This is a genomic window from Shewanella sp. Koi 1 (assembly GCF_052907445.1).
Map to the genome: position 1 here is coordinate 1,879,568 of NZ_JBREJM010000001.1, position 22,495 is coordinate 1,902,062.

Annotated in this window: 20 protein-coding genes and 1 tRNA gene; 14 read left to right on the plus strand and 7 right to left on the minus strand. The window is 46.5% G+C overall.

Translation table 11 applies throughout. From position 1 onward, the window contains the following. Positions 1-169 precede the first annotated feature (169 nt). Entirely contained in the window at positions 170-1,177 is a 1,008-nt protein-coding gene (locus tag ACUZ8J_RS08260; protein WP_446693554.1) for a patatin-like phospholipase family protein, read from the plus strand. Between the two features lie 162 nt (positions 1,178-1,339). Here the strand turns inward: ACUZ8J_RS08260 and asnB are convergent, their stop codons facing one another. The 5 genes from asnB to purM all read right to left on the minus strand — a co-directional run bounded on the left by asnB (position 1,340) and on the right by purM (position 7,899). After that, the gene (gene asnB / locus ACUZ8J_RS08265) at positions 1,340-3,004 is read right to left on the minus strand and encodes an asparagine synthase B (RefSeq protein WP_446693555.1); all 1,665 of its coding nucleotides are present in this window, start codon (positions 3,002-3,004) and stop codon (positions 1,340-1,342) included. A 468-nt stretch (positions 3,005-3,472) separates the two neighbouring features. Further along, positions 3,473-5,146 carry a M28 family metallopeptidase gene (locus ACUZ8J_RS08270; RefSeq protein ID WP_446693556.1) on the minus strand — a complete coding sequence of 558 codons (1,674 nt, stop codon included), beginning with the start codon at positions 5,144-5,146 and terminating at the stop codon, positions 3,473-3,475. A gap of 185 nt (positions 5,147-5,331) precedes the next feature. After that, positions 5,332-6,078: an HAD-IIA family hydrolase gene (locus ACUZ8J_RS08275; protein ID WP_037419391.1), complete on the minus strand. Its 747-nt coding sequence runs from the start codon at positions 6,076-6,078 to the stop codon at positions 5,332-5,334. 139 nt (positions 6,079-6,217) lie between these two features. Further along, positions 6,218-6,862: a phosphoribosylglycinamide formyltransferase gene (gene purN / locus ACUZ8J_RS08280; RefSeq protein WP_249555369.1), complete on the minus strand. Its 645-nt coding sequence runs from the start codon at positions 6,860-6,862 to the stop codon at positions 6,218-6,220. Continuing rightward, a complete protein-coding gene (purM, locus tag ACUZ8J_RS08285) occupies positions 6,862-7,899 on the minus strand; it encodes a phosphoribosylformylglycinamidine cyclo-ligase (RefSeq protein ID WP_011623139.1) in 1,038 nt (345 codons plus the stop codon). The genes purN and purM overlap by 1 nt, the downstream gene beginning before the upstream one ends. Before the next feature lie 327 nt (positions 7,900-8,226). Here purM and upp point away from each other — a divergent pair, with 327 nt between their 5' ends. Further along, positions 8,227-8,853 (plus strand): uracil phosphoribosyltransferase, encoded by a 627-nt coding sequence (gene upp, locus ACUZ8J_RS08290; RefSeq protein ID WP_011072698.1) that lies wholly within the window; start codon positions 8,227-8,229, stop codon positions 8,851-8,853. Positions 8,854-9,070: 217 nt separating this feature from the next. Further along, positions 9,071-9,736 carry an RDD family protein gene (locus ACUZ8J_RS08295; RefSeq protein WP_446693557.1) on the plus strand — a complete coding sequence of 222 codons (666 nt, stop codon included), beginning with the start codon at positions 9,071-9,073 and terminating at the stop codon, positions 9,734-9,736. A gap of 73 nt (positions 9,737-9,809) precedes the next feature. Here ACUZ8J_RS08295 and ACUZ8J_RS08300 read toward each other — a convergent pair whose 3' ends face one another. After that, positions 9,810-11,129, minus strand: coding sequence for a Na+/H+ antiporter family protein (locus tag ACUZ8J_RS08300; protein ID WP_446693558.1), 1,320 nt, complete (start codon positions 11,127-11,129; stop codon positions 9,810-9,812). Positions 11,130-11,499: 370 nt separating this feature from the next. Here ACUZ8J_RS08300 and ACUZ8J_RS08305 point away from each other — a divergent pair, with 370 nt between their 5' ends. Continuing rightward, positions 11,500-12,105, plus strand: a complete 606-nt coding sequence (locus ACUZ8J_RS08305) for a peroxiredoxin (protein WP_011623136.1) — start codon at positions 11,500-11,502, stop codon at positions 12,103-12,105. A gap of 83 nt (positions 12,106-12,188) precedes the next feature. Here ACUZ8J_RS08305 and rnt read toward each other — a convergent pair whose 3' ends face one another. After that, a complete protein-coding gene (gene rnt / locus ACUZ8J_RS08310; RefSeq protein ID WP_011623135.1) occupies positions 12,189-12,857 on the minus strand; it encodes a ribonuclease T in 669 nt (222 codons plus the stop codon). A gap of 142 nt (positions 12,858-12,999) precedes the next feature. Between rnt and motY the strand changes: the two genes are divergently transcribed. The 10 genes from motY (at position 13,000) to ACUZ8J_RS08360 (ending at position 22,468) form a co-directional block, all read left to right on the plus strand. Beyond that, a complete protein-coding gene (gene motY / locus ACUZ8J_RS08315) occupies positions 13,000-13,872 on the plus strand; it encodes a flagellar protein MotY (RefSeq protein ID WP_089067560.1) in 873 nt (290 codons plus the stop codon). Positions 13,873-14,666: 794 nt separating this feature from the next. Continuing rightward, positions 14,667-16,847, plus strand: coding sequence for a prolyl oligopeptidase family serine peptidase (locus ACUZ8J_RS08320; protein WP_374917957.1), 2,181 nt, complete (start codon positions 14,667-14,669; stop codon positions 16,845-16,847). 170 nt (positions 16,848-17,017) lie between these two features. Further along, positions 17,018-17,419, plus strand: a complete 402-nt coding sequence (ybgC, locus tag ACUZ8J_RS08325; RefSeq protein ID WP_011626519.1) for a tol-pal system-associated acyl-CoA thioesterase — start codon at positions 17,018-17,020, stop codon at positions 17,417-17,419. Further along, positions 17,409-18,095 carry a protein TolQ gene (gene tolQ, locus ACUZ8J_RS08330; protein WP_011623131.1) on the plus strand — a complete coding sequence of 229 codons (687 nt, stop codon included), beginning with the start codon at positions 17,409-17,411 and terminating at the stop codon, positions 18,093-18,095. The genes ybgC and tolQ overlap by 11 nt, the downstream gene beginning before the upstream one ends. Continuing rightward, entirely contained in the window at positions 18,095-18,529 is a 435-nt protein-coding gene (gene tolR, locus ACUZ8J_RS08335) for a protein TolR (protein ID WP_011623130.1), read from the plus strand. The genes tolQ and tolR overlap by 1 nt, the downstream gene beginning before the upstream one ends. Then, a complete protein-coding gene (gene tolA / locus ACUZ8J_RS08340; protein WP_109285679.1) occupies positions 18,530-19,552 on the plus strand; it encodes a cell envelope integrity protein TolA in 1,023 nt (340 codons plus the stop codon). Between the two features lie 9 nt (positions 19,553-19,561). After that, positions 19,562-20,890, plus strand: a complete 1,329-nt coding sequence (gene tolB, locus ACUZ8J_RS08345) for a Tol-Pal system beta propeller repeat protein TolB (protein ID WP_011623128.1) — start codon at positions 19,562-19,564, stop codon at positions 20,888-20,890. Positions 20,891-20,936: 46 nt separating this feature from the next. Beyond that, the gene (gene pal, locus ACUZ8J_RS08350; protein WP_055648392.1) at positions 20,937-21,473 is read left to right on the plus strand and encodes a peptidoglycan-associated lipoprotein Pal; all 537 of its coding nucleotides are present in this window, start codon (positions 20,937-20,939) and stop codon (positions 21,471-21,473) included. 24 nt (positions 21,474-21,497) lie between these two features. Beyond that, positions 21,498-22,250, plus strand: a complete 753-nt coding sequence (ybgF, locus tag ACUZ8J_RS08355; RefSeq protein ID WP_089067564.1) for a tol-pal system protein YbgF — start codon at positions 21,498-21,500, stop codon at positions 22,248-22,250. A gap of 142 nt (positions 22,251-22,392) precedes the next feature. After that, positions 22,393-22,468 (plus strand) — tRNA-Lys (locus ACUZ8J_RS08360). Positions 22,469-22,495: the final 27 nt, after the last annotated feature.

The following is a 22,495-nucleotide window of genomic DNA, read 5'->3' on the forward strand; positions in this document are numbered from 1 at the left end:
TGGCGAGTCGTTCACGCCAGATGATAACGCCTGCATCATGTATATCATTCGCAGCTTATTTTAATTTTCGATTACCGCGATTGATTCTATCCGTTTTTTGCTATCGCAATCTTTGTTTAGACTGAGCTTATCTATTCTCCATTGCGTCTTTGTTGCGATAAGGTCAGTTATGCCGCCGATTAGCCATTTATCTTCTGCCTCTCAATCTGTTGCCGCGTCGAAAGTGGCGTTAATTGCAGAAGGCGGCGGCCAGCGTGGCATTTTTACCGCAGGCGTACTGGATGCTTGGCTTGAGGCGGAGTTCGACCCCTTCGACTTATTGATTGGCACCTCCGCAGGCTCGCAAAACTTGACCAGCTTTTTAGCCAGACAAAAGGGTTACGCCAAAAAACTAATCCGGGGGCTAACGCGCCATAAACGCTTTTATCAGCTAGGGCGCGGTCTGATTGGTGCGAATGTTATCGATCTCGACTGGTATTTTGCGCAGACTCAGCGTGGCAGCTTTAAGCTGGATTTAGCCGCGGCGAGTCAATCCCTCAATGGGCGAGAACTCCTTATCACCACCACGAGAGTTAGCGATCGCCAAGGGTATTTCTTGAGTCCAACCAGTCATGAGCACTGGCGTGAGTTACTTAAAGCCTCTAGCGCATTGCCTTTTTTATATAAACAGGGAGTGAAGTTAACGCCTTGGCTAGGGATTGAATCTGCCAATCATAGCGATGCGACACTCGAACCCGAGCAAGACTTTTACCTCGATGGTGGCTTAGCGGCGCCGCTGCCCGTGCGTGAGGCGTATAAACGGGGTGCCCGCAAAATTGTGGTAGTGAGGACGGTCAATGCAGACTTTCAAGCTCAATCGGCTTGGGTACATAAGCTTAAATCGTGGATCTGTGTTTCTGGTTTTTGCCCTAAGACCATTGATTACTTAGTGCAGCATGAAGAGGCCTATCAGGCCGAGTTAGATTTTATTGCCAATCCTCCCGATGATGTCGAAATTGTGCAGATTTTTGCGAAGGCACCATTACAGAGCAAGTTGTTAGGTAGCACAGATGCGGATTTACGGATTGATTACCAACAAGGGATAAAGGCGGGGAAGGCGTTTCTTGCTAAGTCTTCTTGGCAAATTGCCAAGGTTAAAGATGTGACGCCTTTTTCACCACTGGCGATATCGGTCTAGGTCATGGAGTATCTGCCTAGAGCACTTAAGGGATATTGCTTGGTCGTCTTTGCGTTTGCCTAGCGCGGCAGAGCTAGCTCCCATTCTTAAAGAAATGAGTTAATGAGTTAAAGATAAAAGCCACCCTTGGGTGGCTTTTATCTTAATGAGATGCGTTGGCGATTAATAGCTGGCAGCATGCACTGAGCGTACGGCACGGCCAGAAGGGTCGATAATGCCACGTAAGCTTTCGTCCCATGCCAGCGCTTCTGGAGTAGAGCAGGCGACTGACTTGCCACCGGGCACGGTTTCGGCCGCGCTAGCTAAGGGATAATGCTCCTCAAAGAAACAACGGTAGAAATAGGCTTCCTTGGTTTCTGGCGTGTTGTACGGGAAGCGGAACTTCGCGTTGGCCAGTTGCAAGTCGTCTACTTGCTCGGCGGCATGGGCCTTCAAACCATCGATCCAAGAGTAACCCACGCCATCACTGAATTGCTCCTTTTGACGCCAGGCGACTTCTTTGGGTAATTTATGCTCAAAGGCTTGACGCAGAATGTGTTTCTCAATCCGGCCATCCTTAGACATTTTTGCCTCAGGGTTGATACGCATCGCCACATCCATAAATTCCTTATCGAGGAAGGGTACGCGGGCTTCGAGTCCCCATGCGGCCATGGCTTTGTTGGCGCGCAGGCAGTCGAACAGATGCAGTTTATCCAGCTTACGGACTAATTCCTCATGGAAAGCCTGTGCGTTTGGCGCCTTATGGAAGTACAAATAACCGCCAAAGAGTTCGTCGGCACCTTCACCCGATAACACCATTTTAATGCCCATCGCCTTGATTTTTCGTGCCATTAAATACATTGGTGTGGCAGCACGAATGGTGGTGACATCATAGGTTTCTAAGTGATAAATCACTTCTTTAATCGCATCTAGCCCTTCTTGGAAGGTAAAGTTGATCTCATGGTGAATCGTTCCAATCGCATCGGCAACCTTCTTCGCTGCGGCTAAATCCGGTGCGCCTTTTAAACCGACAGCAAAGGAGTGTAGCTGCGGCCACCAAGCTCCTGTTTCACCGTCATCTTCGATACGGCGTTTGGCAAAGGTTTGGGTTATCGCCGAGATCACCGATGAGTCTAAACCGCCGGAGAGTAATACTCCGTAAGGTACATCGGACATCAATTGGCGCTTAACTGCGGCTTCTAGAGCTTCACGCAATTCTTCTTGGCTGGCGCCGTTATCTTTCACCGCATCAAAGCTTCGCCAATCGCGAGTGTAGTATTGCACTGGCTCACCGATGCTTGAGTACAGATATTGCCCGGGCTGAAATTCGGCCACGGTTTTACAGACGGGCATCAGCGCCTTCATTTCGGAGGCAACGTAGAAGTTACCCGCTGAATCACGCCCAGTATAGAGCGGAATAATACCCATATGATCGCGACCAATTAGGTAAGCGTCTTTGGCTTTGTCGTAGAGTACGAAGGCGAAAATACCGTTTAATTTATCAAGAAATTCAGTGCCGTATTCCTGATACAACGCCAGAATGACTTCGCAATCTGAGTTGGTTTGATAGCTATATTTATCGCCGAGTTGGGCTTTGAGTTCTTTGTGGTTATAGATTTCACCGTTGACCGCGAGGATAAGGCTGCCATCTTCGGTTAGCAGTGGCTGCGCGCCATGTTCTATATCGACAATGGCTAAACGTTCGTGGGCCAAAATAGCCTTATCGCTGGCGTAAATGCCTGACCAATCGGGGCCGCGATGGCGCATCAGTTTGGACATTTCCAGTGCCACTTGGCGTAGCTCTTTCGCATCGGATTGAATATCTAAAATTGAAAAAATCGAACACATAATCCCACTCCTAAACCGCTGTATTTCATTTGAGGATGTCTCAATTGAGTATCAATGTGCCAGTGATTCGGAATTTTGCCAAATATTATTTTTGATGATTTGTTCGCTTTTTGGTGTTATTGATGAGTTTGATCTATCTTTAAAATGGTTTTAATTGAGGTTTATTTAATTAATTTCGCATTTTTATGAATAAAGTGTTTTTGGTGGTGGGTTGTGAAGCGGGATATTGGTAAATACGTAATGTTGACTCAAGAAAATCCGTTTTTAGGAAAATCATCATAAATGTGAGCAAGATAGTGATCCAATCGCAAGTGTTGCTGATTTAATAAACAGTTTGTCGGCGGTCATTGCGCGTGTTGCTACAGTCAAGGTCAAACTGTGAATATAAAGTGGGGCGGCTCATAAAATAATAAGGCACCTCTCAAGGTGCCTTATGGGATTTTTCAGCGATGAATCGTTTTCAAGTGCTTATTTTGCGGCCGTGGCAAGTTCCGTTTTGGCAGGACGCAGGCTGTTAAACTCAGTGCCTTGATAATAGCCAGGCCAATCTTGGCTGTTGCCTAAGCTGCGAGTCACTTGATAGTAAACTTCGAGATCTTGAATCGCACCGCTCAGATCCCAGTCTTCACGGTATTCATCGCAGACATTGTGGTAGCAACCCTTCATGGTCGCCTGCATTTGAGTCTTATAGCTTGCCGTTGCGGCATCTACGGGTTCGCTTCCGCCACCGGCAAAGACCGCGGGTACGCCGAGTTTGGCGAAGCTGAAGTGATCAGAGCGGAAAAAACCGCCCGAGGCAGGATTTTTTTCACCCAAAGCAATGCGGTTTTGTTGTTTGGCGGCATCGACTAAGTAGTTTTCAAGCTCAGACTTGCCTTTGCCAACAATGGTAAAGTCCTTGGTTTTTCCATAGATATTGGTGCTATCTAGATTGAGTACCGCCACCGTTTTATCAATCGGATAGATAGGATTTGCTGCATAATAACGTGAGCCAAGCAAACCTTGCTCTTCGCCCGTGGTGGCGATAAATGTCACTGAGCGGGCTAAACCGTGGCCTTGTTTGGCATTATCGGCAAGTTGTCTGGCGATTTCTAAAATACCGGCAATACCGGAAGCGTTATCCATTGCGCCATTGTAAATTTTATCGCCTTCTTTACTATCATCTTTGCCAATATGGTCCCAATGGCCCGTGAACAGGATGTGTTCATCGGCTTGCTTAGTGCCGGGAAGGGTGGCGACCACGTTATAGCTGTTAGCGTATTCGGCTTTGTTTTTAAAGGCGATGTTGGCCGTTTGCTCTAGGGATAAGTTAATCGGACTATCGGCTGCGCGCGCCATCAGCGTTGGTAGAGATAAACCTGCTTTTTCAAATAATTGTGTTGCAGCATCTAAGGTTAACCAGCCTTCGACTTGCACGCGGCTATCTTGCTCGGCTTTGCTGAGGACCAAATCCTGCTGTGGTCCTGTCCAACTGTTTTCGACCACGGACCAAGGATAAGAGGCAGGCTCAGTATCGTGAATAATCAATGCACCAAGCGCACCTTGGCGGCTGGCTTCTTCAAATTTATAACTCCAGCGGCCGTAGTAGGTCATCGCTTTGCCATTAAATTTGCCTGAATCTGGGCGGGCAAAACCGGGATCGTTTACTAAGATCACCGCGATTTTGCCTTTCATGTCGAGATCTTGGTAATCGTTCCAGGCATATTCAGGTGCATTCACACCATAGCCAACAAATACCAGTGGCGCGCTCTCAATGTTCACACCACCGTTATCGTGGCGACTGCTGAGTACCAGATCTTGACGGTATTTAAAGGGTAATCCTGCCAGCGTGACTTGCTGCGCTTCATCTGCGGTATAGCTCACCATAGGCACAGGTTGTAAAAAGCTGCCTTGGTAGCCGCCCTTAAGTCCCATCTCTGTAAAGGCTTTGGATAAATAATCCAAAGTGAGTTTTTCACCCTGAGTGGCTGGGGCGCGGCCTTCAAACTCATCGGAAGACAGGGCTTTAATATCGTTTCTAAAGCGTGCTTCATTCATTTGCACGGGTTTCAGTGCGGCACTGCTGTTGGCATCGGGTTGGGCCGAATTAGGGCTGCAGGCACTGAGCATGGCTAGCGCGCAAAACGGATACAAAGGTCGCATAGGTTGATCCTACTGTTATTTTTAGGGCGTGTTTAACGCGAATATTGAAGGGGTATGTCGTGCCTTATCATGAAGCAAGCGACAATGGGGTACAAGGGAAGTCCAACGGCAAATATGTTACTTAATGTTAAGGTCAGTGGTGTTTCTCAGCACGCTAAGGTGCTGAGAAGCTGGCAGTTTGATGCTTAAACGACATCGATATCGCCGGCACAGGCGAAAACATGATTTGGGCGGAAAGGTTCTTTATCGATATCTTCAAGTTTACTTACGCCGCTGGTAACCAGAATGGTCTCAAGTCCGGCTTGGAAGCCTGCCAAGATATCGGTACGCATATTGTCGCCGATGATCACGGTATTTTCGGAATGACCGTCAATATGATTGAGCGCCGAGCGGATAATCCATGAACTCGGTTTACCGACGTAGAAAGGCTTTTTGCCGGTAATACGCTCAATCGGTGAACACAGCGCGCCGCAGGCGGGACTGTAAGCGGGGCCGTGAGTGTCGGGATTGGTGGCGATAAAACGGGCGCCACGAGCGACGAATCCGGCAGCCTTATGGATCATATCCCAATTGTAGGAACGGGTTTCGCCAACAATCACAAAATCGGGATTAATGTCGGTAATAGTAAAACCGGCTTTATAGAGTTCATGGGTGAGGGCACCTTCACCAATCACAAAGGCTTTACTGCCCTCTTGATGTTTTAAAAAGTCGGCGGTAGCCATGGCCGAGGTATAAAAACATTCTTCTGGGATGTCTATCCCTGCTGCGCTAAGGCGGTTTTGCAGATCTTTGCCTGTTTGTACCGGATAGTTAGTGAGAATGACAAGGGGATTGCCTTGCTGGAGAATGCGCTGGATAAATTTATCACTGCCGGGGATCAGCTTATTGTCGTGCAGGAGTACACCATCGATATCGCAGATAATATTTTTCATCTAATAATCTCTTTTATGCCGAACAAAATCACTTTTTGTTAGCTTATCTAATGCCACATTAGTCCATAAAACAATGGTTTTGTATGTCATAGCCCAAAAAAAAGAGACCTTTAAGGTCTCTTTTTCCAATATTCAGAGATTAATCGGGTGCGTAACCATTAGGTCCGATGAGCGTGCCATCAAGATAGGCTTGGCCGTCTTGCATTTTTAGGCGTTGATGGCTAAACCATTTCACCACTAGGGGGTAAATAGCATGCTCTTGCTCGTGGACACGCGCAGCGAGCATCTCTGCGGTATCGTCTTCATAAACTGGGACTTTCGCCTGTAAAATCACCGGACCAGCATCTAGCGCTGGGGTAACAAAATGCACACTTGCGCCATGTTCTGTTTCTTTGGCATCAATGGCACGTTGGTGGGTGTGTAATCCGGTAAATTTGGGCAGCAATGAAGGGTGGATATTGATCATGCGACCTAAATAATGATTCACGAATTCATCGGTTAGAATGCGCATAAATCCAGCCAACACGATTAAATCCGGTTGGTATTGTTCAACTGCAGCCATTAACCGTGCATCGTAATCAGAGCGAGATTCACCTGTGCGAGCAATCACGCAGCTGGTATCAATTTCACTATGATGGGCACGAACTAGGCCGTAGGCATCGGGTTTATTACTGATCACTCCGACAACTTCGGCTTGCAAATTATCGTCACAACCGTCGATAACGGCTTGAAGATTACTGCCATTTCCGGAAATTAATACAACTACACGACAGCTTTGGGGCATTACAGGATCTCCACTTGCTCTTCATTGCCTTCGCGAGCAGCGATAGCACCGATAAGCCATGCTTGTTCGCCTTCCGCTGCCAGCAGCGCAAGTGCGGCATCCACTTTATCGGCTGGCAGCGCAACGATCATGCCGACACCACAGTTAAAGGTACGGTACATTTCATATTCTGCAATGTTACCGTTTTCCATTAACCAATTGAAAACAGCTGGCCATTGCCATGAATCACCTTGAATAACGGCTTTGCAGTTTTCAGGCAGTACGCGAGGAATGTTCTCCCAGAAACCACCGCCAGTGATGTGCGCCATTGCGTGCACGTCCGATGCTTCGATCAGCTTGAGCAATGATTTAACGTAAATTTTGGTTGGTTCTAACAGATGTTGGATCAATGGCTTGCCATTGAGATCCTGTTGAGGGTCCGCTTGGCTGACTTCTAATACTTTACGAACTAATGAATAGCCATTTGAATGAGGACCACTTGAAGCTAAGGCGATCAGTGCATCACCCGCGGCCACTTTACTCCCGTCAATGATGTCGGCCTTTTCAACCACGCCCACACAGAAACCTGCGAGGTCGTAATCTTCACCTTCATACATGCCTGGCATTTCAGCGGTTTCGCCGCCGATTAACGCACAACCAGATTGGAAACAACCTTCGCCGATGCCGTTAACAACAGAGGTTGCTGTTTCAACATCGAGCTTGCCTGTTGCATAGTAATCGAGGAAAAACAATGGCTCAGCGCCTTGAACGATCAAATCGTTCACACACATGGCCACTAAGTCGATACCGACTGTGTCGTGTTTTTTGTAATCGATAGCTAAACGCAATTTAGTACCAACACCATCGGTGCCTGACACTAAAACAGGTTGCTTGTATTTAGTGGGTAATTCACACAATGCGCCAAAACCACCTAAGTTGCCCATTACCTCTGGACGACGGGTACGTTTAACAGCCGCTTTAATGTTACTTACCAGTGCATTACCAGCATCAATATCAACGCCAGCGTCTTTATAGCTCAGTGGGGTAGGAGTGCTCACGGAGGATCCTCTCGGGTACATCGTTATTGGATTTTTATGCGGCGGTATTCTACCAGCTTGTGCTAGGGGTCGAAAGCCATGATTTGGATTTATCGACTTGTCGGGAGTATTTTTAGCTTCACAGCGGGATATTTCACATTTTCTATCCTGCAATTGGTCATAAAATAGCGTCTTAATGAGTGTATCTTAAGCGATAGGCAATAATTCTTGGGATATTGCTCACGATTAGCTCGAATGGCAAAACTTTATGTTTTACCCAATAAACAAATCATCTAAAATCTGAAAAATTTGCCTAAGATATTTCGCGAACAACAGTAGGAGAGAAAAATGAAAGTTGTCGAGGTTAAACACCCGTTAGTGCGTCACAAAATCGGCCTGATGCGTGAAGGTGACATTAGCACTAAACGTTTCCGTGAGCTAGCCGCCGAAGTGGGTAGCTTGTTAACCTATGAAGCTACCGCAGATTTCGAAACCGAAACTGTTACGATTGAAGGCTGGAATGGTCCGGTGGATGTGGATCAGATCAAGGGCAAGAAAGTGACTGTTGTGCCTATCCTGCGTGCAGGTTTAGGCATGATGGATGGCGTACTTGAGCATATTCCAAGTGCGCGTATTTCGGTTGTGGGTATTTACCGCGACGAAGAAACCTTAGAGCCAGTGCCATATTTTGAGAAGCTGGCCAGCGACATGAACGAGCGTATCGCGCTGATCGTTGACCCTATGCTGGCAACCGGCGGTTCTATGATTGCGACTATCGACCTGCTGAAAAAACGCGGTTGTACGTCGATTAAAGCCCTAGTGTTAGTCGCTGCGCCTGAAGGAATTAAAGCCCTTGAAGCGGCTCACCCTGATGTAGAGCTGTATACTGCTGCTATCGACAGATGCTTAAATGAGAAGGGCTATATTCTGCCTGGTTTAGGCGATGCGGGTGATAAGATTTTTGGGACTAAATAATTTGTTGATTTAGTTTTTACCATTAAAAAAGGGAGCATTAGCTCCCTTTTTTAATGCGCTTTTTCCTAATGACTCTTGAGTTGTGATATTTCTGCGTGTTAATGAATTGTTGAGTTGGAGCGGTGGCAATGCTATTTTTCTGCGTTTAATGATATGCCTAGCATTAATCATGGTTTTTGGTTGAGGCTAAGACGAATGTGCACGGAGAATGCATTTAATGGATTTTGTTCCAAATTATGATAATTACACCTTGGATGAACTGATTGATGTCCAAAGAAATATCAATCGGGACAAATATCCTGATAGAGCGGCAGTGGTTGATGTACTTATCTCGCTAAAACTTCAGGATCCTGAGATTAAATCGACCATGGATAAACAAGCGGAATCAGAAAAGTACGCTACGTTTGGTCCTCGATTTTGGTCCTCTATAATCGATAGCGTAATTATCAGTATTTGTTCTGTGATTATTGTATCTGCGATTACGCACGTAGCGCCCGTATTCCAAGTCGCGTTAAATTATTTCGATACTTGGAAATTTGCATTGTATTCCGTGCTGCTCCACACCCTTTATGGTCAAACATTTGGGAAAATGATCTTTGATATCAAGGTAGTTGACTATAAAACTGAAGGTTCCATTAGTCTTAATCAAGCGCTATTAAGGGATAGTGTTCCCATCATCATGTTAATTTTACTTGTGTTTTTCAGTGTATTTTTCCCGCTTGAGACTACAGAGGATTTGTCGAGTTGGAAGCTTTATACCATCATAGGTTTAAGTATTTCTTTTCTTATATGGCATCTACTCGAAATCATTACCATGTTATTTAATGAGAAAAACAGAGCCATTCATGACTATTTAGCCGGGACGGTCGTTATTCGTACCTGACTTGTGTGCCTAGCAAATAAAAAAGCGTGGAATTATCCACGCTTTTTTATTTTAGCGCCCATGAGTCTAGTCCCTAGAGCACCATGGCGGCAATCCAACCAAAGACCAGTAAGGGAATATTGTAATGGATAAAGGTTGGGATCACGCTATCGCGAATATGGTCGTGTTGACCATCGGCATTTAAACCCGATGTGGGGCCCAATGTTGAGTCAGATGCTGGTGAGCCAGCGTCTCCCAATGCCGCAGCGGTACCGACGAGTGCGATAGTCGCAGGCACGGAAAATCCGAAGCTTAAGGCCAAGGGGACGTAAATCGTCGCGATAATCGGAATGGTCGAGAAAGACGAGCCAATGCCCATAGTGATCAAAAGGCCGACCAGTAACATCAAAAAGGCGGCAAGGGCTTTATTGTCGCCAATCAATGAACTTAGTGACGAGACAAGTGTGCCGACTTCACCAGTTTCTTTGACTACCGCAGCAAAGCCTGCAGCGGAGATCATGATAAAGCCTATATTGGCCATCATGCGCACGCCTTGGGTGAAAATATCTTGATCGGCAACGTGCTTTAGCGCGCCTGAAAAACTGAAGATCATAAAGCCGACTAAGGCGCCAAAGATCATCGAATCGGTTTCAAGTTGCACAAACAGGGTCGCCAGAATCGCAAATGCAGCGATAGCGATATTGCGTTTATTGAGGGTCTCTTCAGGCTCTGCGGTCAGGACCTTAGCTTCATCGTAAACCCTAGGTTTGCGATAGCTGAAAAATACTGCGATGAGTAAGCCGACCACCATCCCTGCAGCGGGGATTAGCATAGCGGGGGGAATTTGATCGCGTACGGCGACCAATCCATTGCCCGTTAGGTTAGAGAGCAAAATATCATTCAAGAAAATCCCGCCAAAGCCCACAGGTAAAATCATGTAGGTGGTCACAAGGCCAAAGGTCAGCACGCAGGCGACCAGACGGCGGTCGATATTCAGCTTAGTCATCACATGCAGCAGCGGCGGCACGAGTATCGGAATAAAGGCGATATGGATTGGCAGGATATTTTGCGATGCCATCGACATCAGGAGCAGGGATAACAACAATAACCAGCGGACCCAGTTGGTGTTGGTGGCATTGGGATCTTTGCCAAGGCTTTTAATGATGGAGTTGGAGATCAGTGTCGTTAAGCCTGAATGGGATAGTGCTACGGCAAACGCACCGAGTAAGGCGTAGCTGAGGGCGATTTGTGCACCGCCACCTAATCCCGTATTGAAGGCATCAATCGTTTGATGCAGATCCATTCCCCCCACTAAACCGGCAATGAGGGCACTGATGGTGAGGGCAATAACCACATTCACCCTCGCTAAACTGAGGGCTAACATTAAACACACAGCAATAACGACTGCATTCATAGACAATATCTTAATTCTGTAAACCAAAGGGACTATTTTTGACTGCAAAGGCTGTGTCTGTCCAGTTTACGGCGGCTTAATCTGAAAAATATCTGAAAATGTGAATTGGGTGGGTTTTTACTGTTAGACGAATGTGTTCTCGTACGCTTACCACTCGTCCAGATTGCTCTATCCTTAAGCAGTAGTGTCAAAATGCCCTTGAAAAATGTGATATTGGTCTTAAATAGGTTGTAAGGCAAAACGCACGACTTATAATGCCTAAAGATTTGATTGGTAAGCTCCCTCAAATACACTCGCGCAAATCGGTGCTAGCGTGTTTAAGGGATGTTTTACTTTAATAGTTAGTTCAACTCATAGATGGAGATATAAAATGAGCGTATTAGTAGGCCGTCCGGCTCCTGATTTTACTGCTGCAGCTGTATTAGGTTCTGGCGAAATCGTAGATAGCTTTAACTTAACTGCGGCCATCAAAGGTAAGCCAGCGGTTGTATTTTTCTATCCACTTGACTTCACTTTCGTTTGTCCATCAGAGTTGATCGCTTTCGATCACCGCATGGAAGAGTTCACTAAGCGTGGTGTTGAAGTGATCGGTGTGTCTATCGATTCTCAATTCACTCACAACGCATGGCGCAACACCCCAGTAGAAAAAGGTGGTATTGGCCAAGTGAAATACACTTTAGTTGCTGACGTTAAACACGACATCTGTAAAGCATACGATGTTGAGCACCCAGAAGCTGGTGTGGCTTTCCGTGGTTCATTCCTGATCGACAAAGAAGGTATGGTACGTCACCAAGTGGTTAACGATCTGCCATTAGGCCGTAACGTTGACGAAATGCTGCGTATGATCGACGCTCTGCAATTCCACGAAGAGCACGGTGATGTTTGCCCAGCAGGTTGGGAAAAAGGCGACAAAGGTATGAACGCAAGCACTGAAGGTGTTGCGGCTTACTTAGCAGAAAACGCAAGCTCTCTGTAATTTGCTGATTTTCTTGTAATAAAAAAGCTGCCTCAGGGCAGCTTTTTTATTGGGCGTGTGACAGCGGTTATAAGCATTAACGCTTATTCCTCACCATCTGTATCCTCTGACTCACCAGCGGCTAAGAGTGGCCAACCGCCTAAGTGCTTCCAGCGGTTGACGATATAGCAAAACAGCTCCGCGGTGCGCTCTGTATCGTAAAGTGCAGAGTGAGCTTCTTTATTATCGAAGGGGATCCCCGCCATGATGCAGGCTTTGGCCAGCACGGTATGGCCGATAGCTAAACCTGCGAGTGTTGCCGTATCAAAGGTGGCAAAAGGGTGGAAGGGTGAGCGTTTTAAGTCACAACGCTCAATCGCTTTACTCACAAAGCCATGATCGAAGGCGGCATTGTGCGCCACGATAATACTGCGGTGGCAATCGGAGGCCTTCTGCGCTTTTTTAACAGCTTTAAAAATCTCTAAAAAGGCTTCTTTTTCGCTTACTGCGCCGCGTAATGGATTGGTGGGATCAATACCATTAAAGGCCAGTGCCTCAGGTTCTAAGTTGGCGCCTTCAAAGGGCTCAATATTGAAATGCAGGGTTTTATCAATGCCGAGCAAGCCTTCATCATCCATTTTTAACAGCGTGACGGCTATTTCCAGCAACGCATCGGTTTGAGAGTTGAAGCCCGCGGTTTCGACATCTATCACTACTGGAAAGTAGCCTCGAAATCGGTGTTTCAATTTGTTTGCGTCGCTAATATCGCTCATTAAAGTACCCAAGAAAAATGATAGGGCGCTATTATGCTAAATGAACTAGGATGTGTCATGTTTGATTGGTGGTTTTATGAGCTAAAGGAACTAAAAAGTTTGCCGATAAAACTTCGTAACCGAATAAACACGAGTAAGGGCTATGTGGCGAAAACTGATATTAGTATCAATTTTATGCGTTCCAGCAACTGCAATGGCAGAGTTGCGCCACTATGTGGCCTCTTTGGGTGAATCCCAATGGCGAGTCAGTCAAAACAGCCCCATCGTGTGCCGTCTTGAGCATGATATTCCATCTTACGGTAAGGCGATTTTCACCAGCGAAGCGGGTAAACAGTTAAATCTTAATTTTACCTTGGACATGTGGGTGAAACCGGACCAAGTCACACAGGCGACCTTGATGAGCCGTGCTCCCCAATGGCGTCCTGGCGTGGTGTCGAAAGAAATCACTTCATTACGTTACCAAAAGTACTTTAATGGTGAAGTGCCAAAACGTGCTGCTTGGTCGATGTTGAGTGAGTTGAGCCGTGGCATGGAACCAACGTTTTATTATGCCGATTGGTATAACCAGTCCAATAAAATTGCTGTAGGGCTGTCGGCGGCGAACTTTGGCCGTAAATATGCTGAGTTTAAGTCGTGCTTATCGCATTTATTGCCCTATAGCTTCGAAGATATTGCCTTTACCGTACTTAATTACGAAGAAGGTGGAACCGACTTAACGCGGTTCTCACAGCAACAGCTTTCGCGTATTCAGGAATATTTGTCCTACGATCCTGATGTGGAGTTGGTGTTAGTCGATGCCTATACCGACAGTTACGGTGGTCGTTCCGTTAACCAAAAAGTGTCGGACAAGCGCGCTGAATCGGTAAAAGATTTCTTTGTCGCCAGTGGGATCCCACAGGATAGGATTGTGACCGTCGGCCATGGTGAGCGCCGTCATGTGGCGTCGAATGACGATATTGAGGAGCGAGCCCTCAACCGCCGCGTGGTTATCCGGATCAGTAAGCCGCTGATGTGAGTTATTGTCTCTAAGTTAATGCCCATAGCTTATCGTTTAAAAGATAGCGTTACGCCTAGTGTTAATACGTTACAAACAGCAATGCCAAGTCTTCGGACTTGGTATTGTCATTTCTGAAGCGTGCATCTCGCGAATGCATGCGTGTTATTCCAATCTCAATCATTCAAGCTTTTGGCTTTTTAAAGTTCGGCAATGCTAAGAGTGACGCTAAGGCATGAGGTCATTGCTGCGTTTTTAGCGAAGAGGATTAGATTTTTATGTAACAAAAGACGACTGAAAATCGCTAGATTTTCGTGGCGTGTTTGAATCGAGATAAAAAAAAGCCCGCTTAAATTAAGCGGGCCGCAAAAAATGCATTTGCAATCAACAAATTGAAGGAAGGAAGTCAAGCATAAGAACCAGGGATGAACTGACGTCTTAAAAAGACACCAGTTTAAAAGTTCTTTGTTTTCCATATCCGCTAGCGGATATCTCCTGAAAACAAGCACATTCTAGTGTGTCCCAAGGGCTCAAGCAAACGAGAAAAATTGCCCTGACACATTAGCAAAACTAATGACTAATTAAGTGATCTGGCTCACTTAAGTCACTATTTAGCTTGATTAACAACTTGTCAGTCAGAATTAATGCATAAAAATACACTTCAATAAACTCATCATTGCTACCACTTTGTTAAATCTTGCTTCTTCGCTAGAAAAGCTCATCTTTTGCTGCGGCATTGCCATGAAAAATTTTGCTTGTATAGTACTTGCTGCAAAAGAGCGTTAAGCCGGACATCACCAAAAGGACGATAAAAGATGGCATTAAGATTTCGCCTTGCCCAGCAAGGTTTATTAGTGGCCACATTGGGCATGGCGTTGGCCGCCTGCCAGAGTGGCAATACGCCAGAAGAGGCCGCACAGCAGATCAGCGCAAACAAATTGGTTTACCCAGAAACCCGAAAAGACAACTTAGTCGAGACTATTCACGGTGTTGCAGTGGCGGACCCTTACCGCCACCTTGAAGAAAACACGCCAGAAACTGAAAGCTGGGTAAAAGAACAACAGGCCTTTGGTCAAGCTTACTTGGCGAAGATACCCAACAAACAAGCCGTGGTTGACCGTATCACTGAGCTGTGGAACTACGAGAAAATCTCTGCTCCCTTCGAGAATGGCGATAACCAGTTTTATTACCGTAACGATGGTTTACAAGCGCAATCGGTGCTCTATGTAAAAGGCAAAGACGGCGTTGAGAAACCTGTACTGGATCCAAATGGTTTTTCAGCCGATGGAACTGTGGCACTTTCTGGCGTTTCAGTCAGTAATGACGGCAAGATTTTAGCCTATGGTGTGTCTAAGTCGGGCTCTGACTGGCAGCAGTGGCAGTTTATCGATATTGCTACGGGTAAAAAGCTGAAAGATGAACTCAACTGGATTAAATTCTCCAGCGCAGTGTGGGACAAGGAAAACCAAGGTGTTTTCTATGCCCGTTACGATGCGCCCGCGGGCGGTGATTTACTGGCCGATGTGAATTTTAATCAAAAAGTGTATTACCACAAATTAGGCACTGATCAGCGCCAAGATTTATTGATTTACGAACGCCCACAAAATAAAGATTGGGGTTTTGGCATCGATGTGTCTGAGCAGGGCGAATATTTACTGTTGTCAATTTCGCAAGGCACAGACAAACGTAATCGTTTCTTCTATAAATCACTGTTTGAACCTAAAGCGCAGGTGGTTGAATTAATCCTTAACCTCGAAGCGGAATATGAGTTTTTAGGTAATGATGGCGCAGTATTTTATTTCAAGACCGATTTAGATGCGCCAAACGGCAAAGTGATTGCCATCGATACCCGTAATAGTGATAAATCCCAGTGGCAAACCATTATTCCAGAATCGAAAGATCCTATTAATAAAGTGGCCATTATTAATGACCATTTAGTCGTGAGTTATTTGCACGATGTATTGGGACAATTATCGATTTTCAGCATGGGCGGACAAAAGCGTCAGGATGTCACTTTACCTGGCAAAGGTAATGTCGCTGGGCCTTTCGGTAAGGCGAGCAAAGACTATTTCTACTATGTCTTTAACAGCTATATTCAACCCGAAACCACCTATAAGTTCGATTTTAAAACGGCAGAGTCGACAGTAGTCGCTAAGCCGCAGGTGTCGTTCAATCCCGATGATTATGTGTCTGAGCAAGTGTTCTACACCAGTAAGGACGGTACTCGCGTCCCTATGATGGTGTCCTACAAGAAAGGGCTGGTGAAGAATGGTCAAAACCCAACGTTACTGTATGCCTATGGTGGTTTTGCGATTTCAATGACACCGCGTTTTAGTCCTGCCAACATCGCTTGGTTAGACATGGGCGGCATTTACGCCGTACCAAGCCTACGTGGCGGCGCGGATTACGGCGAAAGCTGGCACCAAGCAGGGATGTTCGATAAAAAGCAAAATGTGTTTGATGACTATTTTGCGGCGGCAGAATACCTAATCAACGAAAAATACACCAACAGCACTAAGTTAGGTGCCTATGGTCGCAGTAACGGTGGTTTGTTGATGGGCGCTGCGGTTACTCAACGTCCGGAACTGTTCGCCGCCGTGTTACCTGCCGTGGGTGTGCTGGATATGCTGCGCTTCCACAAGTTCACTATTGGTTGGGCTTGGACCAGTGAATACGGCAGTGCTGACAACGCTGAGCAATTCCCTGCGTTATTGGCTTACTCTCCTTACCATAACGTTAAAGCGCAGGCCTATCCTGCAACTATGGTGATGACGGCTGACCATGATGATCGCGTGGTACCACTTCACAGCTTTAAGTTTGCCGCCATGATGCAAGAGAAGCAGCAGGGCGATAAACCCGTCATTATGCGCATTGAGTCCAATGCAGGGCACGGTGCGGGCAAACCGACGGCAATGAAGATTGACGAGTTTGCCGACATTTACAGCTTCCTGTGGCAAAGCTTTGGGCTGACATTGCCGCAAACCCTCGCAAAATAGCGAACTATGTTAATGAAATGGGGTCGTTTGACCCCATTGTTATTTACAAATCCCTCAATTGCGCTGAAACCCGCGCTATCCCTATCTATATCTTCGTCGGGTCATTCACAAGTCTTGTTTCCCTAGGTATAGTAAGCGTCAATTTTTCAACCAAAATTTGCTGATTTCAAATGACGTTTAATTGGCCCATTTCAGTCTATTACGAAGACACCGACGCAGGCGGCGTTGTCTATCATTCGAACTATCTCAATTTTTTTGAGCGGGCGCGAACCGAGTGGTTAAGAGCCTTAGGCGTAAGCCAGACTGCACTGTTAGCCGATGATACGGCGTTTGTGGTTAAGCGGGCGGAATTAGATTTTAAAAAAGCCGCGCGTTTTGAACAGAACCTTATTGTAGAAACTAAGGTCATAGAGTTGAAAAAGGCCTCGTTGGTATTTCATCAACGTTTGGTTGATCATCAGGGAGACTGTTATTGTGAAGGTACAGTGCTAGTGGCCTGTGTTGCCTTATCACGAATGCGTCCCCGAGCTATTCCCTTAAATATTGTGCAGGAGTTTGACAGTGCAAGCTGATATGTCGATTGTTGGGTTATTTTTACAAGCCAGTTTATTAGTGAAATTTGTGATGTTCACTTTACTTTGCTTGTCTGTAATGTCTTGGACGGTGATTTTACAACGCCGTAGCTTATTGACATCTGCAAAAAGTAAATCGGCAAAATTTGAAGATAAATTTTGGTCAGGCGTTGATTTAAATCGTCTGTATAAAGAATTATCGGCTCGTCCAGATAATACTGGCTTAGAGTCATTATTTGTGACGGGTTTTAAAGAATATTCACGTCTAAATAAATTAAATAACAAAGTGCCCGATGCGGTGATGGATGGGACTTCACGTGCCATGCGCGTCACCTTATCCCGTGAATTAGAAAAGTTAGAAGCCAACTTACCTTTATTGGCTACTATTGGTTCGACTAGCCCTTATATCGGTTTGTTTGGTACGGTATGGGGTATTATGAATTCATTTATCGCTATCGGCTCAATGGAAAACGCGACGCTCGCCATGGTGGCGCCAGGTATTGCAGAAGCACTGATCGCAACTGCAATGGGTCTGTTTGCGGCAATCCCAGCCGTTATCGCTTATAACCGTTTTGCGACTCAAGTTGAAAAGCTGGAAATCGGTTACGCTAACTTTATGGAAGAGTTTTCTAGCATCCTGCATCGCCAAGCATACAGTGAGAAGGAAGGCGTATAATGCAAGTCGGTTATCAGCGTAAACGTCGTCGCCCCGTTGCCGAAATCAACGTGGTGCCTTATATCGACGTCATGCTCGTGCTGCTGATTATTTTCATGGTAACAGCGCCGATTGTGACCCAAGGGGTGAAAGTGGAGCTGCCTCAAGGGGCGGCCGAAGTACTGCCTGCGGACAGTAAGCCGCCAGTGGTCGCGTCTATCGATGCCGACGGGGCTTATTTCCTCAATCAGGGCGGTTCTAATAACGAAGAGATGGAATTGGATGAGTTAGCCACCGCCGTCGCGGCGATCATGGTGACAGAGCCAGAGCGCCCAGTGGTGGTGAAAGCCGATAGAAATATTCCTTACGATAACGTGATCCAATTGATGGTGACCCTGCAGCAAGCAGGCGTCCCCTCAGTCGGTTTGATGACGGATTCACCCAAGGAGAAATAGGTGGCGGATAATTCAAATGTTGCATTACCTCTGTCAATTTCAGCAGGTATTCATATTGGCGTGATAATTATTCTGGCCATTGGCATAGATTTCACCCATAAACCTGAACCTGTGCAACAAGTTAGCGCCCCTGCAGTAAAAGCTGTTATGGTTGATCAGCAAAAAGTGGCTAATCAAGTTGAAAAGCTTAAGCAGGAAAAGCGCGATGCTGAGCGCCGCGAACGTGAGCGCCAAGCCGAACTTGAACGCAAAGCACAGGAAGCAAAGCAAGCCCGTGAGCGTGAACAAGCACAGTTGAAGAAACTGGCGGAAGAACGTAAGCAGCAGGAAATTGAGACCCAAAAGGCCAATGATGCCGCGAAAGCCGCGCAGGTGAAGCAGCAACAGGAAAAGGAAAAAGCGCAGAAAGCTGAAGCCGACCGCAAGCAGAAGGAGCAAGAACGTAAACTTGCTGAAGATGCAGCTCAAAAAGCGGCGGAAAAACGCAAAGTAGAAGAGGCCGCAGCCGCGAAAGCCGAGGCAGACCGTAAGCAGAAGGAAGCCGAAGCCAAGGCGAAAGCAGAGGCAGACGCTAAGGCCAAAGCGGAGGCAAAAGCCAAGGCAGATGCTGAAGCGAAAGCAAAGGCCGAAGCTAAGGCAAAAGCGGATGCAGAAGCCAAAGCGCGTGCCCAGCAAGAGCAGGAAATGGCCGATGCGTTAGCCGCCGAACAGGCTGCGTTATCGCAAACCATGAATAAGCAAATGCAGACGGAAGTGGGTAAATACACCGCGATGATTAAATCGACGATTCAACGCAACCTAGTGGTTGACGAGTCGATGCGTGGTAAAACCTGCACTGTTTCTGTGCGTTTAGCCAATGATGGTTTTGTGATCAGCAGTCAGACACAGGGTGGCGATCCTAACGTGTGCCGTGCAACTAAAGCGGCGATCTTAAAAGCGGGCAAGTTACCAGTGTCTCCGGATCCTGCGGTTTATAACTTGATGAAAGAAATTAACTTAATCGTTGAACCAACGTTTAATTAAAGGAGTCCCATGAAAATTTTGGCAAAATGGTTAGCATTGGCGGTTCTGCTTTGCACTATGCCGGCAAAAGCGGCGCTGGATATTGTGATCACTGAGGGTGTGGATGCGGCGCGTCCAATCGCAGTGATGCCATTCCAATGGCAAGGAGCGGGTGCACCACCTCAGGCGATCGCCGATGTGGTGATGTCAGACTTAATACGTAGCGGTACCTTCAAACCATTAGATGAATTAGGGTTACCACAACGTGGTATCGGTGCTTTAGCCCAGTTTGACGCGAGTGCGTGGGCCAATGTGGGTGCCGAAGCCGTTGTTGTGGGATCGGTAAAACCCTATGGCACAGATCAGTTTTTGGTGAGCTTTGACCTTATCGATTTGGTTAAAGCGCAAAACCAAGCGCTAAAAGGGCCTACCAGTGCGACAGAGTTTTTGATGGATAGTCGCCAAACGGTGATTTCTGCGGCGCAGTTCCGTCAATATGGCCACCGTATCAGCGATATCGTCTATGAGAAACTGACGGGTATTCGTGGTGCTTTCTTAACCCGTATTTCCTACGTGGTGGTTAACCACAGCCAGAAAGCGGCTTATTCACTGATGATCGCCGACTATGACGGTTACAACGAGCAGATGTTACTGCGCTCTCCAGAGCCGCTGATGTCTCCTTCTTGGTCTCCCGATGGCCGTCGTTTAGCTTATGTGAGCTTTGAAAACAAAAAGGCTGAGATTTTTGTTCAGGATCTTTACACCCAAGTACGTACTAAGGTGAGTAGCTTCCCTGGCATTAACGGTGCACCGACATTCTCGCCCGATGGTAAATCCTTAGCAGTGACCCTCTCAAAGGATGGTCAACCTGAGATTTACGTTATCGATATCGCCACTAAGGCAGCAAAACGTATTACCAACCACTATTCCATCGATACTGAGCCATCTTGGTATCCCGATGGCAAGTCATTGTTGTTTACCTCCGAGCGCGGTGGTAGACCACAGTTATATCGTGTAGATTTAAATTCAGGCAAAGTGACCCGTGAAACCTTTGAAGGTGAATGGAATTTAGGTGGTTCAATTACCCCTGATGGTCGCAGCATGATTTTTGTGAATCGCACAAACGGTAAATTTAATATTGCACGTATGGATTTAAGTACGCGCTTTATGCAGGTGCTGACATCGACACGTTTGGACGAATCTCCAAGTGTGGCCCCTAATGGTACTATGGTGATTTATGGCACTACGTATCAAGGCAAGCAAGTTTTAGCAGCTGTTTCTACGGACGGACGCTTTAAAGCGAGATTACCGGTAGGTCAGGGCGAGGTGAAATCACCTTCTTGGTCTCCGTTTCTCTAATGTATTAGCTAGATTTATTCACATTTAATTTTATAAGGAACAGATAATGGATCTGAACAAGTTGTTAAAAGCTATGTTGGTAGCACTTCCAATTATGGCTATTAGTGCGTGTAGCTCAACTTCTGAATCAGAAACTGATGCAATGGGCTCTACAAACGGTTCTGGTAGCGAACTGAATGGTGGTGGCGTTCAAACTGGCGGTATTGGTGGAATGTTGTCACCTGAAGAGCAACAACGTCAGCAACTCGAGCAGTTGAGAAAAGAACACATCATTTACTTCGACTTCGACCGCAGTGAAGTTCAAACTGAATATGCCGCTGTACTCGAAGCACACGGTACTTATTTAGTTGAGCACCCAAGCGTACGCGTATTGATTGAAGGTCATGCCGACGAACGTGGCACGCCAGAATACAACATCGCATTGGGTGAGCGTCGTGCTAAAGCTGTTGCTAAATACTTACAAGGCATGGGTGTACAACCTAGCCAAATGAGCATCGTAAGCTATGGCGAAGAGAAGCCACTTGACTTCACTCGTACCGATGAAGGTTTTGCTAAAAACCGTCGTGCAGTTTTAGTTTACTAAGATTGAATTACGGAGAGTAACTAGATGAAACGTGCCGTCTTAATTACGGCAATGTTCTTCGGCGCAGGAGCTGCAGTGGCAGCTCCTGCTCCTGTTGAAGATATTGCTGGTGGTTCAGGTGATGACAGACTTGCTCGTTTAGAGCGCATTGTAAAATCGAGACAACAAAGCGAAATTGATATGCAGCGCCGTCTGGATACTTTGCAGCAAGAAGTTCTCGACTTACGTGGTTTGACCGAACAACAGAATTATCAAATAGAGCAGATGCAACAACGTCAGCGTCAGCTTTACGATGAAATTGCCAATTTATCCTCCAAAGCCGCTGCCGCGCCAGCAGCTTCTACTCCTGCAACGCCCGCTGCTGCCGCAGCAAGTGCCAATGCTGCCGCCAGTAGCTTAAGTGAAACGGCCAGCTACGAAGGTGCGGTGAACTTAGTGCTGAAAGAGCGCAAGTATGACGATGCTATCCCAGCGTTTCGCGCCTTCATTAAACAGTATCCAGATTCCGTTTATGCTGCCAATGCCAACTATTGGTTAGGACAGTTACTGTTTAACAAGAGTGAATTTGCTGAAGCCAAACAAGCCTTCAATACCGTCGTGACCCGTTTTAGTGATTCTAACAAACGCGGTGACAGTCTAGTGAAGCTTGGCATGATCGCAGAGAAAACCGGTGATAAAGCCGGTGCGACTCAATACTACCAACAAGTAGTAAAAGACTACGCGAACAGCGCTGCAGCACGCATTGCCCAACAACAATTGGCTGCAATTAAAGCATAATTAACTAAAAAACATACTCTTAGTCTGTTTTTCATGCAAACGACAAAAAATTGGGAATTTACGCTTGCATGGGAAAATGAAAAAGGTATTATAGGCGCCCTCGGAACGGCGAGGTCGTTCGGGGCGCAAAATACCAGTAAATGGGTCGTTAGCTCAGTCGGTAGAGCAGTTGGCTTTTAACCAATTGGTCGAAGGTTCGAATCCTTCACGACCCACCACTTACTCTAGTAAATAGAATAAGTTAG